The sequence below is a fragment of the Peribacillus asahii genome (genome assembly GCF_003570725.1).
Classification (GTDB): domain Bacteria; phylum Bacillota; class Bacilli; order Bacillales; family DSM-1321; genus Peribacillus; species Peribacillus asahii.
The window spans coordinates 176086-193366 of sequence record NZ_QWVS01000013.1 but is presented as its reverse complement, the minus strand read 5'-3'; the positions used below and the strand labels follow the sequence as shown (position 1 = coordinate 193366).

Here is a 17281-nt window from a genome sequence, read left to right as displayed (position 1 = left end):
CCGCCCATTCATGACACATATCCCATACGGCTATCATAAAATAACCTAGATTTACAAAATAAACGCAGTTTTCCATGTTATAAATTAATTTGCACACTAGACTTTTACCACGCATACGATGAATGGAAACTGTATGAGGAGGGTTCGCTAGCATGTCACAATATAGAGAGATTATTACAAAAGCGGTGGTGGCAAAGGGACGTAAATTTACAAAGTCCTCTCACACCATTAGCCCGGCTCATCATCCTACTAGCATTCTAGGTTGTTGGATCATTAATCATAAATATGAAGCAAGAAAAGTCGGCAAGAAAGTAGAAATTCATGGCAGCTATGAAATTAATGTTTGGTATTCCCATAACCACAATACGAAAACAGAAGTTGTCACAGAAAAAGTACGTTATACCGACGTTGTTTCCATCAAATACCGCGATCCAGATTGCTACGATGACCAAGACATTGTCGCAACAGCGGTTCAACAGCCGAATTGTTTAGAAGCGTGCATTTCTCCATGTGGACAAAAAATTATTGTTCACGTGGAACGGGAATTTTTCGTGGAAGTGATCGGTGAAACAAAGATTTGTGTCGCTGTAAGCCCGAATGGACGCTGTGAGGATGAGTGGGACATCGATGATGACGATGATTTTGAAGACTTAGATCCAGACTTTCTTGATGAGTTCGAAGACGAATAAGATATTTTTTACCCGGATGGACATTCTTTTCATCCGGTTTATTTTATATGGCTGGAAAGTAAGAGAATCGAAGGGATTTGGAATATCCATTAATCATACAAATCGGTAAACCTTTCATATCTCTAGATGCCTGAATCTAAATGGAGATGTGTTATAATGGTGATACGTATGTACGATTTTACTACAGATTGGAAAGGTTTTGAAACAATGGCTGCATATACGCCGATGGTACAACAATATTTAACAATTAAGGCAGAGTATCAAGATGCCTTTTTATTTTTTCGATTAGGCGATTTTTACGAAATGTTCTTTGACGATGCTATTAAAGCGTCGCAGGAATTGGAAATTACGTTAACGAGCCGTGATGGTGGAAGTGCCGATCGCATTCCAATGTGCGGAATTCCTCATCATTCTGCGGCTAATTATATTGATATATTAGTAGAGCGTGGCTATAAAGTAGCCATTTGTGAGCAAACGGAGGATCCGAAGCAGGCGAAAGGAGTCGTTCGTCGTGAAGTTGTTCAGCTTATTACACCTGGAACAAAAATGGATGGAAAAGGCTTGAATGAGAAAGAAAACAACTTTATTGCGACGGTGACAGACTTTGAGGATGGAACATTTGGCTTTGCCTATACGGATCTTTCAACTGGAGAAAATAAGGTCACCCTTATAGAAGGCAGCTTTGATGAAGTGCTAAACGAATTTGCGATTCTTGGTGCGAACGAAGTTGTGATGGCAAGTGATTTTCCGGAAGATTGGAAGAAAAAGCTGCAAGAGCGTGGTGCAAAGGCAATTTCACTTGAAGACTATACAGAACAAACGGAGCAGTTTACATCGTTACTGTGTGATTTAAAGCAGGAAAAACAAAAGTTGGCTGTAACAAGACTATTTAATTACTTATATCGCACACAAAAACGTTCCCTCGATCATTTGCAGTCTGTACAAGCTTATGAAACGTCGCAGTATATGAAAATAGATTATTATTCAAAGCGGAATTTAGAGTTAACGGAAACGATCCGATCGACAGGGAAGAAAGGCTCTTTACTTTGGTTATTAGATGAAACGAAGACCGCGATGGGCGGACGTTTATTGAAGCAATGGATTGACCGACCGCTCATTAATCAAAAGCAAATTGAACGCCGTCAACATATCGTGGAAACTTTAAAAAATCAATACTTTGAACGTCAGGACTTACGTGAACGCTTTAAAGAAGTATACGACTTGGAACGTTTAGCTGGTCGAGTAGCCTTTGGAAATGTGAACGCGCGTGACTTGATGCAATTAAAGCGTTCGCTTCAGCAGTTGCCTATCATTCGTGAAATTGTTCGTTCATTGGGAGATTCTCCTGAAATTTCAACACTAGCTGAACGACTCGATCCATGCGAGGAAGTGACTGATTTACTAGAAATGTCGATTGTTGAAAATCCACCGCTGTCAATCAAAGAAGGTAATATTATTCAAGATAGCTATAATGCGGAGCTTGATATGTATCGCGATGCTAGTCGCAACGGGAAAACGTGGATTGCGAATTTAGAGCGTGAGGAACGAGAACGGACAGGCATTAAATCATTAAAAATTGGCTATAATCGTGTGTTTGGGTATTATATTGAAGTAACGCGTGCGAACTTGCACTTGCTTGAGGAAGGTCGCTATGAGCGGAAGCAGACGTTGACAAATGCTGAACGCTTTATTACGCCAGAGTTGAAGGAAAAAGAAGCATTAATTCTGCAAGCAGAGGAAAAAATTATTGGACTTGAATATGAACTGTTCTTACACATTCGTGAACAAGTGAAGGAGTATATTCCTCGCTTACAAGCGTTAGCCAAAGCGGTAAGTGAGTTAGATGTGCTTCAATGCTTTGCGACAATCAGTGAAGAACGTCATTATGTGAAGCCTGTTTTTTCAAATGACCGTACAATCCAGTTGAAAGAAGGACGTCACCCTGTTGTGGAAAAAGTATTACAAGCTCAAGAATACGTGCCGAATGATTGTTATATGAATGGTGAACGAGAGCTTCTCCTCATTACAGGACCGAATATGTCGGGGAAAAGCACGTATATGCGACAAGTAGCTTTAACTGCGATATTGGCGCAAATCGGCTGTTTTGTATCGGCAAGTGAGGCAGTGCTTCCGATTTTTGATAAAGTGTTTACTCGAATTGGCGCGGCAGATGATTTAATTTCTGGACAAAGTACGTTTATGGTCGAAATGTTAGAAGCGCGGAACGCTATTATGAATGCAACCGAAAATAGTTTAATTTTATTCGATGAAATTGGGCGTGGAACATCTACGTATGATGGGATGGCGCTTGCCCAAGCAATTATTGAATATATTCATGAGAAAATCGGAGCAAAGACGTTATTCTCGACTCACTATCATGAATTAACAGTATTAGCAGAAGAACTGCCACGACTACAAAATATTCATGTAAGTGCGATTGAACAAAATGGAAATGTAGTCTTTTTGCATAAAATTAAGGAAGGCGCAGCGGACAAAAGTTACGGAATTCATGTGGCGAAGCTGGCGGATCTGCCACAGCCGCTCATTGACCGTGCTTCCGAGATTTTGTCGCAACTCGAAAGCGAAGGAAGTCAAACCGCCGTTGTAAAAGAAGCACCATCCGTTGTGATGGAGGCTGATATCGCTCAACTTTCTTTTTTTGGAGAAGAAACGGCACAGCTGGAGAAAAAAGAGCCTTCTACAAAAGAAAAGAAAGTACTGGAACAGTTACAACAACTTGAGATTCTTGACATGACACCACTTGAGGCGTTGAATGTTTTATATAAATTGCAAAAGAAATTAAAGTAAAAAAGAAACGAGGCGAAATGTATGGGGAAAATCGTTCAGCTTGACGAGGCACTTTCGAATAAAATTGCAGCCGGAGAAGTTGTGGAACGCCCAGCCTCGGTTGTCAAGGAATTGCTTGAAAATGCTATTGATGCAAACAGCACCATTGTCGAAATTGAAGTAAAAGAGGCCGGGCTTGAATCGATTCGCTTGATTGATAATGGAGATGGAATTCTTTCTGAAGATGTAGAAAATGCGTTTAAGAGACATGCTACAAGTAAAATTAAAGATGAAAATGATTTATTTCGAATTCGCACACTCGGTTTTCGTGGTGAGGCTATGCCAAGTATCGCCTCTGTTTCGCAATTTACGTTGAAAACAAGCACCGGCGATGGGGCAGGGACAAAAATTGTCTTAGAAGGTGGCGTAGTGAAGCAACTTGAAGCGGCCTCTAGTCGCAAAGGAACGGATATTACCGTTTCAGATCTTTTTTTCAACACACCGGCTCGCCTAAAATATATGAAAACGGTCCACACGGAGCTTGGGAATATTACCGATGTTGTGAACCGTTTGGCCCTGGCGCATCCTGAGGTGTCAATTCGTTTGTCACATAACGAGAAAAAAATTCTGCATACAAACGGGAATGGTGATGTACGTCAAGTGCTGGCTGCCATTTATGGAATGAATATCGCTAAAAAGATGATTCCGATTGAAGCAAAGACACTTGATTATAAAGTGACAGGCTACATCGCTTTACCAGAGATTACGCGCGCTTCAAGAAATTATATTTCGACGATGATTAATGGGCGTTTTATCAAAAACTATGGTTTAGTAAAGGCTATTTTAGAAGGGTATCATACGTTGCTTCCAATTGGCCGGTTCCCAATTGCGCTGTTGTCGATTGAGATGGATCCGATTTTAGTCGACGTGAATGTTCATCCGTCGAAAATGGAAGTTCGCTTAAGTAAAGAACAGGAATTATTTACGGTTGTTTCAGAGACCATTAAAGCAGCTTTTACAAGTTTATCGCTTATTCCAAGCGGCTTTGCACCACAGGTGAAACAGCAGCCAAAAAGTGAACAAACTGTCCTTGATTTGGATCATGTAGTAGAGACTAAGCCGCCTGTAATGGAAGCAAAGCCAGAACCGGCGCTTATAAAAGATTTATTAGCGAAAAAAGAAGCTCCGAGTATGAACATGAATTTCGAACCAATCCAAACTTTTGTACCTGCATTTGAGCGCACCGAGCCTCAAGAAGTTCACGAAAGTACATTGGACATGTCAGAATCTATCGAGGAGATTTTGATTGAAACAGGGGAAGAGCCGGCCTATGTTCAATCGGAGCAACCGCGCGTACCACCGATGTATCCAATCGGGCAAATGCATGGTACGTATATTTTTGCGCAAAACGATAAAGGGTTATATATTATTGACCAGCATGCCGCTCAAGAGCGGATTAAATATGAATATTTTAAAGAAAAAGTTGGCCGCGTTGAAAAAGAATTGCAAGAGATGCTCGTTCCAATTACACTAGAATTCTCAACAGACGAATATATACGAATTAATGAATATAAAGATGAACTTGAAAAAGTCGGTGTCTTTCTTGAAGAATTCGGTCATAATGCCTTTATTGTTCGGTCCCATCCGCAATGGTTCCCTAAAGGTATTGAACAAGAAATTTTGGAAGAAATGATTGAGCAATTGCTTCATATGAAAAAAGTCGATATTAAAAAATTACGTGAAGAAGCGGCTATCTTAATGAGCTGTAAGGCATCGATTAAAGCGAACCGCCATTTGCGCAATGATGAGATTCAAGCTTTATTAGATGAATTACGGCATACGACCGACCCGTTTACATGCCCACATGGTCGTCCAATTATTATTCACTACTCGTCATACGACATGGAGAAGATGTTTAAAAGGGTGATGTGACGGGCTTTGTGGCAGGTTTAAATTGATTTTGCCCACCATTTGCCCACCTTCATCCTAATTAACTTAAATATGACTCAAGTTTTAATAGATTTTCACCTTCATATTTTTTGGTAATATGAACATATACATCAGCTGTCATATTTATCGTTCTGTGACCGAGTCGTTCACTTACAAATTTAATATCTGCACCACTTTCTAATAACATAACGGCATGTGTGTGACGCAAACCGTGTGGCGAAATGTGGTGCAGATTTATTTTTGTTTTCTTTAAAATAGAATCAATCACTTTATTTACTCCGTATTCGCCCATTTCTTTACCATTAGGACTGATTACCAAAAATTCTGATGAATGATAATCGGGACCATACTTTACTTTATTTTTCTTTTGCCAAAGTTGATATTGCTTTAGTTCCGCAATCATGGTGTCATCTATGCCGATAGTGCGAATACTTGATTTAGTTTTTGGTTTTTTAATCCCACGATCACTTCGGGTTTTAGTAATTGAAACTGTTTTATTTTCAAAATCAATATCATCCCATTTTAAAGCTAACATTTCTCCTTTCCTCATTCCTGTCCGCAATAAGATTGAAGCAATTATATAGTGATGGAAAGGGGAGCCTTTAGCAGCCTCCATAAAAATGTCCACTTCTTCCCTAGACAAATAATTTATTTTTTCCTCATCGTTTTCTACCTTGATAGATATTCCTCTGTATTTATTATGAGAGAGCATTTCTAATTCAACAGCCTTGTTAATCGCTGTACAAAAAATAGAATGAATCGTTTGTACAGTTTTTTTAGCATATCCTTTTTGGATGAGAGCATTAATAAACTTTTGATATTCAATTTTTGATAGTTGATTTATTTTATAGTTACCAAGGTTAGGGATGATATGTTTATTTATATACCGTTTTCTGGTGATTAAAGTACCTGCCTCACATTGGGCACCATATACTTCTAACCATTCATTTAACCAATCCCTTAGAATGGTTTCCTGATTTTGAATGATTGTATGTTGTTGGAGATAGAGTTTTTTCTCTACTTCAGCAGCTTCTATTTGTGCTTCTTTTTTTGTTCTAAATCCACTTTTTGTTTTTTCTTTCGATTTACCTGTTGCGGGGTCTTGATATTTGATTCTATATTGCCAGGTCGTACCTCTTTTTCTGAATGAAGCCATTTTTTATCACTCCTTTTTGTCGGCAATAGTTGCCTACAATATTTCCTACAAACCATTTGTCAGCAATGATTGCTGACAACCTTTCCGACAATTTCTTATAAGCTAACTTATACTTATCTGTAAAACAGACAAATAATGCCCACTTATCTGTTTTACAGACAACAACCCAGACAACAACCCAGACAACAACCCAGACAACAACCCAGACTATTAATTAAACTAAACAAAACTAAACAAAATAAAGAGAAGGAGGGGGAATGCGCGCGTGAAAAATCTACTTTCAAAATTCTTGCAACGAAAAATAAATTGTGATATTTTGAAATCACCCTCTTCCATCCGAAACCGTTAATCTTGTTAGTGCATGTATCTCTGTCCGTTAATCTGTTCGATTTTGTAGTCATTTTAAAAACTCCGGTTTATCTGAATAAGAATGTATGTTCTGTTTAAGGTTGAAAGAAAAGCCCAGGGGAGGGCCATTCTTTCGTTTGTTGTTTTATCTCTCGCAAGCATAGTTATCTTTGTCGCGATCCATGCTTGGTACATAAGCCGGATGGCTAGATGGAACGCCGTTAGGGTATGTGCCTCGTAAATCTGTACAGTTTTCGAAAATTTCTCTTTCTCCTGATGATGCAGAAGCTGTTGAGTTATCGGTACTTACAGAATTGCTGGCACTAGAAGATGCTGATTCAGCACTTGCAAGTTGCGATTTTAAACTATCAATTTCATTTTGTAATTCTGTATTTGTTGTTGTTAACTTACTAATTTTCTTATTTAAGGATTTTTTTTCTGATGTGAATGCTGTTTTTTCATCTTCAAATGATTTTATATTGTTCTCATATTCAGTAATTTTTGAAGATGTTTCTTTAATTTCAAACTCAAGATTAGTAATTTGTTTTTCAAGTTTCGCATTTTCTGACTTTAAGGTTTTATTATCAGCGGTTAATTTAGCATTTTGTTTTAATGCAGTATCAAGTTTAGCTTGTGCTCCAGTGTCTATAAATGCCCCCCCGATTATCATCAAAATTAAACCACCAACAAAAAGAGGATAAAAGGTCTTCTTTGATAGAGTTCTTTCTTTGTTTTTTATTTTCCTAATAAAATGATAAATAAGATAAAAAATTGCAAAGATAAGAGCGAAGAAACCCAATATTACTATTGCTAACATAAAACAACCCCCATTTATATAGATTGATAATTAATACCAAGTTAGAACAGGTGAGACTTCCATAAACGGATTATTAGCAGCTAATCCTCATATTTAAACAACCCGCGCTTGCTCTGAATTCATACGGTCTTCATTTACAAATTACTTTGTAAAGGGGTAAATAGAAAAGGTTATCTAAAGGTTTGAAAGAAGGCTATTCTTGATCGTTGAACAATACGTTGTATTGATTAGCTATCGTTGGTAAATCAACATACGCTAAATCCTCATAGTTGATATTTTCTAATGTATCTCGCTCTAATGAGATTTTATATGCAGTTTTTTCTTTTGTTTTTCCGTAACTATCGGTAAGAGGCAAGTACCACCAATACGTAATGCTATCTATTTCAAAATCTAATGAGTCATCTTGTGTTAAAGCTTTAGCAATCTCTAAAGTTTGCTCATTCACTTTTTGTCTAACTCCACTACCTGTAAGTGCAATTGGTCCATTTAAGTGAACAAGAATTAATTTACTACCATCGTTTTTTCCAATATTGTCATTGACTTCAACTTTTTTGACGACATCTTTTGATTCGTCATCCCAATTAACGTTTTCTCCTATAGTTTCTTCAATAGCAAATTCAATATCATATGTATAATCTTCGTTAGCTGGTACGTCGTTAGTAGAAGCATCTGTAGTTTCGATTTTACTTAGTAGCCCGCCTTCCAGTTTAAATTCTAGTTTATCGTCTGGATCAAAGTGAAAAGATGCATAAGATTTTTTTTCCACTCCGTTAATCCCTGAGTACTCCCATTCGTTTATATCATCATCTTTAGAATGTGGTTCTCCTAGAATATTGATGATTTTATCTTTTGTCATTCCGTCTTTAATTTGCTTATATTGCGCTTTAGTGATAGTTCCTGGTTCATCGTTTGGATAACTTTTCTCAGGTGCAATAGCATAACTAACTAAACAAACAAGAAAAAAACCAATTGATATTTGTTTGCCTTTTGTTCTTGTTTTCTTTGGAATTAATAAAAACAAACCGACAATAGTTATTAATCCACTTAATAAAAATAGGACTGAAAAAACCCACATTTAAACTTCCTCCCTTTAATACAAACAACAGAACGAATATTCTTGATAAAAATGTCATGTGATAATAGTCACAGTTCAAACTTAAATTTTTTTGAGATGCGATAATTCACGAGGAATACCATGCATCTCGCATATTTCATAGATTGATAAGTTAGTATTTGAATATTCAGAAATAAAATTATCCTGAAGAAGAAATTCAACAGCGAATGTATTAGCTTCGACTTCTATCTTATCAATCGAAAAGAGCGTATTTTTTCTGAGGAAGGGGGTGTTGGATCTTGGATGTAATATAGCATGTCCTAACTCATGGGCGCATACAAAGCGTTGAGTTTCTTCAGGTAAGTTGTTGTTATATACTATGTATTTATTTCGTCTGTCATACTTATAAAACCCATTAATCTCTTCATGTAAATCCCACGGAATAACTTCGATTTTTAATAAAGATGCGAGTTCGAAAGGGTCTGTTGTTTGATATTTCTTTTCTAATTCGTTCACGATGCTCTTGATCCAGTTCAAATAAATCGCCTCGCATCCCTATTCTTTGTTATCTTCTCTATGTTTTTTAGGAATGTATTTCTTGTTAATGCGTTTTGTCTGACGAACAATATGCTCCATAGCTTCCATAAGAGACTCTACGGCTTCTTCGCTCATAGGTTCACCATCGAAAGAGAGTCCATCCGTATGCTCGATTTCATTTCTTATTTGTTCAAGCCTTTTTGCAATGTCTTTTTCGTCTTTTTGTGAAAGGGTAGGGGCCTTTGAATTTTGGTTGGGTGTTGCTTTTTCTTCTGTGTAGCCAATACCATTTAATAAATCATTGTAATCAACTGACTTTAAGAAAGGGGCTATTTTTTTTAAAGTTTCTGGAGTTGGTTTTTGAGTACCAGCCTCGATTCTTGCGATAGTACCGTTACTGACACCAGATGCAATAGCTAGTTGTCGTTGACTTTCATATCCACTTTCTTCTCTTGCTTGCGCAAAAAATAATCCAAATTCTTTAAGGTCCATATTAATACCACCTGATTATATTCTAACCATATATTATCAAATGTGTTTCATGTACGAAACAAAAAAACTGTGTAGTGAGCTACAAATTTTTCGATAATTATGTTGCATTAACTACACAAGTGTTTTATACTAAGTGTGTAGAGGGTGAAACATAAGGGGGTGAATAAATTGAAAATTAAACTTCGTGTAGATGTTCTCGAAGAACTTCAGGAAAAAAATAATTGGAATGACACCGAATTAGCGAAACAAATGGGAATTTCACGAAGCCGTCTTTGGAGAGCTAAGCTTCCTGAAAATCATAATGAATATTGTTCTTCAGGCGAAAGTCTTATTGTTGGTGCAATGAAGGCATTTCCAGATAAAAAATTCGAAGATTTATTTTTTTTAACTGATGTGTGTAGTGTGGTACACAATTCGAGTACAGCTTAAAAGGAGTGATTTTACATCATGATGAACATCGATGAAATGCTCTATGAGTCAGAAATAAGAACTGACATCTTAACAATTGCTAATGCTTTACAAAGTGACAGCAACTACACGAAAGAAGATGCGATTCAAGATTTACTCAAGTTTCTTGAAAAACATATTTCGTAGGAGGTGATTGTCTTGTTTCAAATTCAAATTGACGAACAACAACTAAAAGACCTTTACATGAGCGAGGTTAAAAAACGTTTAGACCAACTGGATAAAGAGTTAACGTTCTGGGATGTCAAGGAACTCAAACGTCAAACGAATATGAGTTGGAATACCATGCAAGATAAATTCTTTCATCATCCTGATTTCCCGAAATTCAAAATCGGTCAAAAGTGGTACTTTCCAGCAACTGAATGTCGTGCCTTTTTAATCAAATGGGCAAGAACTAACCAGTATAACTTTAAAAAGTCAGAAAAGGAGGCTATTTAATGAGCCGACTAGTTTTTATTGAAAATAACAAGATTGTCACTGATAGTTTGACAGTCGCTGAGGTATTTGGCAAACGTCATGACAATGTAATGACTGACATCGTTAACCAAATTGAAAAATTGAATCAGGCTGATGAAGCTGAATGGGGTGCCCTAAACTTTCAGGAGGCCCAATATCAACATTCGCAAAATAAACAGTGGTATTCAAAATTTAATTTAACAGAAGATGCCTTCACACTTGTTGCAATGTCCTATGTCACTCCAGAAGCGATGAAGATGAAAGTAAAGTTCATCCAAGAGTTCAAGAGAATGCGCGAACACATTGAGCAGAACAAAGTCGTTCCTTTATCTAAAGACCAAGCACTTGTAACGGTTCTTCGTACCACAGCCGACTTGGTAGAAGACACTCAAGCTATCAAAGAAGAACAGCATGAAATCAGAAAATTGATTACTCAAGTTGATCAAAAGGTCGAGCAACAAATCACATTGGACCATGGTGAGCAACGTCGATTACAAAAATGTATTGCTTCAAAGGTTTATGAACTTAGCGACGATCCCGAAACAAGGCCAAAGCTCTTTAAGGAAATCTATCGAGAAATTAAAGATAGATTCGGTGTTGCTAGCTATAAAGACGTGAAACGCCAGGAACTTCAATCAGCGATTAACTACATAGAGAACTGGGTGCCACGGAAAGTTTCTTAATTGGAATCTATTACTATTGTATCTTTGAAAACTAAATAATCGGAGGCGAACAAAATGTCGAACAATTCAAGTAGAACGATTTTATATTCTCCTTCACAGATAGGAACAGTGCTAAGAGTAGCGAGGGAGCGTTCGTGTCAAGTCGAACGCCGTACTAAACGTTATCTTTCTCATGCTCTAGGAATAACGGAAAGACGGCTAACAAATATCGAGGAAGGGCATTCCATTCCACCTTTTGAATTAGCTATAGATTGGTGCAGAATTGTTCAAGACTACACGGCACAGGACAAAATCAAACATATCTATCAAGTTGGATTACCGGCTACAGACCCTAGATTACTAGAATCTGTGCCGGATCAATTGAATAATTTAGTCCAGCAAGCCGAGGGGGCTATTAATGCCGCAGAGAGCTTAAAACGAATGAGTAAAGATATGCGCCCTGGTCGTTCAATTGATGAACAAACTCGTATAGAGCTAATGAAAATGGCAGAGGAAATTCTAGATATAAAACAGGCAGCAGAGGCCACTCTGTCTTCATTGAGACAAAATTGGGATTTGGACTATGAACAGGTTGTGAAGAACTGGACGCGAGAAGCGATTTCAGATTATGTCATTATTCCATCTGTATCATACTTTGAGGATTTGAGGAAAGAGCAGTATTTTGAAGAGCGAGCACGTTCATTTGGGAGGGTGGAACATTGATTATTAAAGCAGGAGAGTGGCTTAGCCTTTCTAACGAAACAAAACAGTTTCTTCTTTCAAAAATAAAAAAGTAGCAAGCTGGGGGCTCACTACTTTTTAACTGCTTAAGTTAACGGCATTTATAGTTTAGCAGATTGATTCTGCTGCGGCAAGAATTCGTTCTTGCCGTGGGGCTCAAGAGAAAAAATATTTTCTCCATCTAAAATCTATACCACCTTGAGTCCCACGGTGCGAATGAAGCACCTGTTCTTTGGAAAATTGATAGAGAGGAGCGATTTCATGAATATTCAGCATCCCGATATTACTCAAGCTGAACGTACTGGTTATCCATATGGAGTTGAGCAAGAAGAAGCGATTGGCGTTGATTATTTTGGTCATGAGATTTGGCCTGGTGATGATTACTTCGAAGATCCTGAACGTGATGAGATGGTTTTGCAAGAATACTGGCAGGATTACATGAGTGAAGTTTATGGATTTAAATTCAGAACGGCTGAATGAAAAAGACTCCTACGGCAATAGGAGTCAGAAGTTCAAAACTAATTTGAATACTACTATTTTAGCACATTACTTCAATAGTGGTAAAGGAGGCAATTTGTATGGCAATGAATCAAAACGCTATTTCTACTCGTGAGATGACCCGTATCGAATGGCTTGAAGAACGTACAAAGGGTATTGGTGGATCTGATGCCGGCATCATCCTTGGTTTAAATAAATATCGTACAGCTTTTGAATTATGGCTCGAAAAAACTGGACAAGTTACACCTCAAGAAATCGATAATGAGGCAATTTATTGGGGAAATGAAATGGAGAACGTGGTGGCTAAGGAATTTGAAAAGCGTACAGAAAAGAAAGTACGTCGGACTAATTTTATGTACAGCCATCCGGAATATCCTTTTATCAAAGCGAATGTGGACAGGCTAGTTGTAGGGGAATCGGCTGTATTAGAATGCAAGACTGCCAGCGCTTACTTAGCGAAGGAATGGGAAGCTGATGAAATCCCAGCTACCTATCTGGTTCAAGTTCAGCACTATCTCGGTGTTACAGGCAAGGAAACAGGTTATATCGCTGTATTGGTTGGTGGAAACAAATTCATCTGGAAAGAAGTTGAGCGTGACGATGAATTAATCAACATTATTTTCAATGCAGAAAAGCATTTTTGGGAATATCACGTTATTCAAGGGCATCCACCAGAACTGGACGGATCCAGTGCAGCTGAAAAGTATCTGAAAGAGAAATATGAACGTGCGGAAAAAGAGAAGGAAATTATTCTCCCTTCTGATTTCAAGGATATGTTAGCTCAATACGAAAAAATCAAAGCTGATGAAAAGTTGATTAAAACAGCTAAAACAGAAATTGAAAATAAAATCAAAGCTGAATTGAAAGATGCTGAAACAGGGTTAGTTGATAGCTTCTTAGTTTCCTGGAAGAACCAGTCCCAAAATAGAGTGGATTCCAAAGCTTTGAAAGAAAAATTCCCTGATATTTATCGCGAAGTCTTGAAAGAAACTAGTTTTCGTAAATTTTCTGTAAAGGAGATGACTAACTAATGGCTACAAATTCTGCTTTAAAAAATCAATTATCACAAAAACAAGAAACGGCAACTAAACAAGTATCAGCTCAATCACTTGGACTTAAAGGGTTATTAAATACACCTACTATGAATAAAAAATTTGAACAAGTTCTTGGTAAAAAAGCTCCACAATTCATGTCATCGCTCTTAAATATCTATAACGGGGACACTGCCATTCGTACAGCAGAACCAATGAGTATCATTTCATCAGCCTTAGTTGCTGCAACTCTTGATTTACCGATTGATAAAAACTTGGGATATGCCTGGATTGTCCCATTCTACGATAGCAAGAAAGGCCATAAAGCAGCACAATTTCAGCTTGGATATAAAGGCTACATTCAACTAGCGTTAAGAACCGGTCAGTATAAAGGGATTAACGTCATTCCTGTAAAAGAAGGAGAGCTGCTTAAATGGAATCGCCTTACAGAAGAAATTGACCTCGATTTGGATGCTGCCACTAGTGAGAAAGTTATTGGCTATTGCGGGTACTTCAAACTTATCAATGGATTTGAAAAGACCGTCTATTGGACCCGGGACCAAATTGAAGAGCATCGAATCAAACACAATAAAGCCAAGGACAAAAAGTCCCTAAATAATGTATGGAAATCAGATTACGATGCCATGGCTATGAAAACTGTTTTAAGAAACATGCTTGGTAAGTGGGGGATTTTATCAGTTGAAATGCAAACAGCGGTTATGGAAGACGAGAAGGAAGAATCAGAAATGAAAGATATTACGGACGAAGCTCATGAAGTGACAATCGACGGTGACGGTCCAGATATTATCGATGCTCAGTCTGTAAATGACCCAGAAGCGTCGAAAGAGCAAAAGCCTTCCATTCTTGATCAAGAAGAATTCGATTTTGAACAATGAGTAACTTTGAATATAAAACCAACGTCCTGTTGCCTTCTTGGATTTTCAAGGAGGCGAGGGATAAGGAACATTTGGAAAGGCTTGTACTTCAATATATGAAGCGTTATCCGGATTATACGGTGAAATCAATAAAAAATAGAATGGCGGTTTGTGAGAGGAGGGAGTAGGCATTGAATTACATCAGGGAAATAAACGCTTTTTATGATTGGCTCGAACTAAATGAGTTGCCCAAATCAGCGGTCCTATTATGGCACGCTTTAATGCACCTTAATAACAAGTCTGGTTGGCAAGAAACATTTACGGTAGCTAGATCAGTGATTGAAGCGAAAACGGGACTAAAAAAAGATGCCTACTACAAAGCGAGAAACCAACTCAAACAATCGGGTTTGATTGATTTTAAAGAGAGAGGAACAAAAGCCACTGCTTTTAAAATATTTTCTCTTTTGTCTGAAAAACAGACAGCTCCACCGACCATCATTATCGAATCGGAAAAAAGCAAACAAAAAGAGGAGGATGAAGATACAACAGTGGACCGCATTCTTGAGTTATTAGAAAAAAGTAAAATCCTTGAAAAGAAAGATATCACTGAATTTCTTCGGGATGATATCGATGACGTGATTACGACCTTCGGTTTTGAACAGCCAGAAGAAATGATTATTGAAGCAATCAAAGATGCTGCAAGAGGAAATGGACGGACATGGAAGTTTGTTTACATGAAGCTAGTTGATTGGAAAAAGAAAGGTATTAAAACGAAATCAGATTTAGAAACTCAATCTGGGGAGGGAGAGGCAAATGGCAAGAAAGTTTACCAGCATCGAACAGGTTATGGCAGACCTTCAAGCAAGAGCGCAGAGCAGGCTCTCAGAGAAGCCGAAGAAGCTAGAAGAGTATGGGGTGGATGAATTCGAATGTCCTGCATGTAGGGACACGGAATTTATTTTCTATACAGAATACAAAGATGAGAATGATAAGCATGGAATTCAAATGGCTAGACCTTGTGAATGCAGGGAACGAAAAGCTTGGAAAAGACGATTTAAACAGTCCATGATTCCTGATGAATTTACAAATGCTAACTTTAAAAATTATCAGCAATTCGATGATATCCAAAAGCAGATGTATGATACAACACTTGAATACTTAAAGCATTTTCGAATGGATGTTGAAGATAATCAAAAAAATAAGACAATCCCTTATCAAAACTTTGGATTAGTCGCTGTATTTGGTGAACAAAGATTGAAAGAGCTTCCTCCATCCGAACGATCAGCTATGAAGCAAAAACATAATAATTTTGGTATCGGAAAGACTCACTTGCAAATAGCGCTTGCTAAACACTTGATAAAAGAAGGATTCAACGTTTTGGTCGTATCGGATGTTGTTTTCATCGAGGAGCTTATGCAGGCCAAAATGATGAAGGATGAAGGAGAGACGTACAACCGGCTTTTACATAATACTCTCACTGCAGATGTACTGATTTGGGATGATATTGGGAAGGTAAATTGGACGGAAGCTCGTGAACGAATGTACTACACCATTATTAATGAACGATATCGCAAACAAAAACCGATTGTGTTCAATTCAAATGAAGATAGAGGAACGCTCGCTGAGAAGATTGGATATGCAGCTGCTAGCCGCTTAATTGGACAAGCTGAAGCATTCTTAATTGAAGCTGAGGGAACGGATTATCGTTTAAAAAAAGTAAATTAATAGATTGGTAGGTGGTTAGATGTTTAGACAAATGATGGGGTTCAATGGTAATCCACTGTGCGTGATTTATTGGCACCTTAACGGCCAAGCTCAATCCAGAACGGTTTGCTATACAGAGGACGATAAGAAATGGGCGTTAGATCGTTTTGATACGGTGGGTGATTTTTATAACAGTTATGAAAGGGCCGTTATTGATTATGGTGATGAAGTAGTTGAGTACGGTCATCTGAAAGAGAAGTCAGCTTAATGTTTGAGTATGTCTGCAAGGATTGTGAAGTGTCGGAAATACAGTGCAAGGTTATACCTAAAAAAGCATGTCCATCATGTCAGATGGTTATGGAGGTCATTGAGTGGGAGGGGATGGAGTGAATCCTATCGATGAACTAAAGGACGTTGTTGCCAATCAGAAAACGATTCGGACAAGCCGTTTGGCTCCTATCCTTAAAAACATCGAGACTATGTACATCCAGCAGGGGCAGAAAATAAAGCGGCAGCAAGAACAGTTAAACAAGTTCAATAGGGGTAAAAAATAAGTGGTTTTAGGAGGGAGAACATGCCTTATTATTATGGATTCGGTAGATATGAGGATGATTATATGGTGCCGCCTAGAACGACTAAACAGGATATTTTAGCTTTGATTGATCTAGCTATCGATACGGAAGATGAGGTATGGTTTCTCTCTTTAACCGATCGGCTAAAAAATATGGAGTAAGGGAGAAGAGTATATGGCGAATAAAATTTCTCGACTTAACAAACCGCGCATGAACCGAGTGATTGTACTTGAAGAGTTGAACTTTGTTTGGGATGAATGTGAACTAGAAGAAGTCGCCAGTATGGTAAATCAAGGTGATGATTTTTTCAAAATCGGTCAACATTTTAAACGTGATCCAGATGAAGTATTGCTGGCATTTATCCACCTAGCTAGACAAGACAAAGTAAAGGGGATACAGAATGAATTGCCCATTATGCAACCGTCCACTTAAGAGTAAAAGGAGTTG

21 protein-coding genes and 1 pseudogene are annotated in these 17281 nt (G+C 37.9%); 17 read left to right on the top strand and 5 right to left on the bottom strand.

What is annotated here, in order from left to right; all coding sequences use genetic code 11:
- The first annotated feature begins 152 nt into the window (after positions 1-152).
- The 3 genes from cotE (at position 153) to mutL (ending at position 5408) form a co-directional block, all read left to right on the top strand.
- The gene (gene cotE / locus D1953_RS07205; RefSeq protein ID WP_119116486.1) at positions 153-689 is read left to right on the top strand and encodes an outer spore coat protein CotE; all 537 of its coding nucleotides are present in this window, start codon (positions 153-155) and stop codon (positions 687-689) included.
- A 207-nt stretch (positions 690-896) separates the two neighbouring features.
- Positions 897-3497, top strand: coding sequence for a DNA mismatch repair protein MutS (gene mutS, locus D1953_RS07200; RefSeq protein ID WP_119116674.1), 2601 nt, complete (start codon positions 897-899; stop codon positions 3495-3497).
- Positions 3498-3518: 21 nt separating this feature from the next.
- A complete protein-coding gene (gene mutL / locus D1953_RS07195) occupies positions 3519-5408 on the top strand; it encodes a DNA mismatch repair endonuclease MutL (RefSeq protein ID WP_119116485.1) in 1890 nt (629 codons plus the stop codon).
- A gap of 58 nt (positions 5409-5466) precedes the next feature.
- Here the strand turns inward: mutL and D1953_RS07190 are convergent, their stop codons facing one another.
- The 5 genes and pseudogenes from D1953_RS07190 to D1953_RS07170 form a co-directional block, all read right to left on the bottom strand.
- Complete coding sequence (locus tag D1953_RS07190) at positions 5467-6582, bottom strand: site-specific integrase (RefSeq protein WP_119116484.1); 1116 nt, start codon at positions 6580-6582, stop codon at positions 5467-5469.
- A gap of 493 nt (positions 6583-7075) precedes the next feature.
- A pseudogene (locus D1953_RS22175) lies at positions 7076-7198 on the bottom strand (excalibur calcium-binding domain-containing protein); the annotation flags it as partial.
- 742 nt (positions 7199-7940) lie between these two features.
- Entirely contained in the window at positions 7941-8822 is an 882-nt protein-coding gene (gene bamE, locus D1953_RS07180) for an outer membrane protein assembly factor BamE domain-containing protein (RefSeq protein WP_119116482.1), read from the bottom strand.
- 81 nt (positions 8823-8903) lie between these two features.
- Positions 8904-9338 carry an ImmA/IrrE family metallo-endopeptidase gene (locus D1953_RS07175; RefSeq protein WP_245979968.1) on the bottom strand — a complete coding sequence of 145 codons (435 nt, stop codon included), beginning with the start codon at positions 9336-9338 and terminating at the stop codon, positions 8904-8906.
- Between the two features lie 18 nt (positions 9339-9356).
- Positions 9357-9830, bottom strand: coding sequence for a helix-turn-helix domain-containing protein (locus D1953_RS07170; protein ID WP_119116481.1), 474 nt, complete (start codon positions 9828-9830; stop codon positions 9357-9359).
- Between the two features lie 168 nt (positions 9831-9998).
- On the opposite strand from D1953_RS07170, the gene D1953_RS07165 reads away from it, so the two are divergent.
- The 14 genes from D1953_RS07165 to D1953_RS07110 all read left to right on the top strand — a co-directional run bounded on the left by D1953_RS07165 (position 9999) and on the right by D1953_RS07110 (position 17266).
- Positions 9999-10259: a hypothetical protein gene (locus tag D1953_RS07165; protein WP_119116480.1), complete on the top strand. Its 261-nt coding sequence runs from the start codon at positions 9999-10001 to the stop codon at positions 10257-10259.
- An 18-nt stretch (positions 10260-10277) separates the two neighbouring features.
- Positions 10278-10424: a hypothetical protein gene (locus tag D1953_RS21185; RefSeq protein ID WP_182480536.1), complete on the top strand. Its 147-nt coding sequence runs from the start codon at positions 10278-10280 to the stop codon at positions 10422-10424.
- 12 nt (positions 10425-10436) lie between these two features.
- The gene (locus tag D1953_RS07160; RefSeq protein ID WP_119116479.1) at positions 10437-10733 is read left to right on the top strand and encodes a group-specific protein; all 297 of its coding nucleotides are present in this window, start codon (positions 10437-10439) and stop codon (positions 10731-10733) included.
- The gene (locus tag D1953_RS07155; RefSeq protein WP_119116478.1) at positions 10733-11434 is read left to right on the top strand and encodes a Rha family transcriptional regulator; all 702 of its coding nucleotides are present in this window, start codon (positions 10733-10735) and stop codon (positions 11432-11434) included. Before D1953_RS07160 ends, D1953_RS07155 begins: the two co-directional genes overlap by 1 nt.
- Positions 11435-11488: 54 nt before the next feature.
- Positions 11489-12136, top strand: coding sequence for a sporulation sigma factor-processing peptidase (locus tag D1953_RS07150; RefSeq protein WP_119116477.1), 648 nt, complete (start codon positions 11489-11491; stop codon positions 12134-12136).
- Positions 12137-12415: 279 nt separating this feature from the next.
- Entirely contained in the window at positions 12416-12634 is a 219-nt protein-coding gene (locus tag D1953_RS07145; protein WP_119116476.1) for a YqaI family protein, read from the top strand.
- A gap of 104 nt (positions 12635-12738) precedes the next feature.
- A complete protein-coding gene (locus D1953_RS07140) occupies positions 12739-13683 on the top strand; it encodes a YqaJ viral recombinase family nuclease (RefSeq protein WP_119116672.1) in 945 nt (314 codons plus the stop codon).
- Positions 13683-14579, top strand: a complete 897-nt coding sequence (locus D1953_RS07135) for a recombinase RecT (RefSeq protein WP_119116475.1) — start codon at positions 13683-13685, stop codon at positions 14577-14579. Before D1953_RS07140 ends, D1953_RS07135 begins: the two co-directional genes overlap by 1 nt.
- A gap of 170 nt (positions 14580-14749) precedes the next feature.
- Entirely contained in the window at positions 14750-15481 is a 732-nt protein-coding gene (locus D1953_RS07130; protein ID WP_119116474.1) for a DnaD domain protein, read from the top strand.
- Positions 15372-16283, top strand: a complete 912-nt coding sequence (locus tag D1953_RS07125) for an ATP-binding protein (RefSeq protein WP_245979966.1) — start codon at positions 15372-15374, stop codon at positions 16281-16283. Before D1953_RS07130 ends, D1953_RS07125 begins: the two co-directional genes overlap by 110 nt.
- Positions 16284-16314: 31 nt before the next feature.
- Complete coding sequence (locus D1953_RS07120; RefSeq protein ID WP_142920442.1) at positions 16315-16530, top strand: hypothetical protein; 216 nt, start codon at positions 16315-16317, stop codon at positions 16528-16530.
- A gap of 103 nt (positions 16531-16633) precedes the next feature.
- Positions 16634-16816 carry a hypothetical protein gene (locus tag D1953_RS21010; RefSeq protein WP_142920441.1) on the top strand — a complete coding sequence of 61 codons (183 nt, stop codon included), beginning with the start codon at positions 16634-16636 and terminating at the stop codon, positions 16814-16816.
- A gap of 20 nt (positions 16817-16836) precedes the next feature.
- Complete coding sequence (locus D1953_RS07115) at positions 16837-16995, top strand: IDEAL domain-containing protein (RefSeq protein ID WP_119116472.1); 159 nt, start codon at positions 16837-16839, stop codon at positions 16993-16995.
- Between the two features lie 13 nt (positions 16996-17008).
- Positions 17009-17266, top strand: a complete 258-nt coding sequence (locus D1953_RS07110) for a hypothetical protein (protein WP_119116471.1) — start codon at positions 17009-17011, stop codon at positions 17264-17266.
- Positions 17267-17281 lie beyond the last annotated feature (15 nt).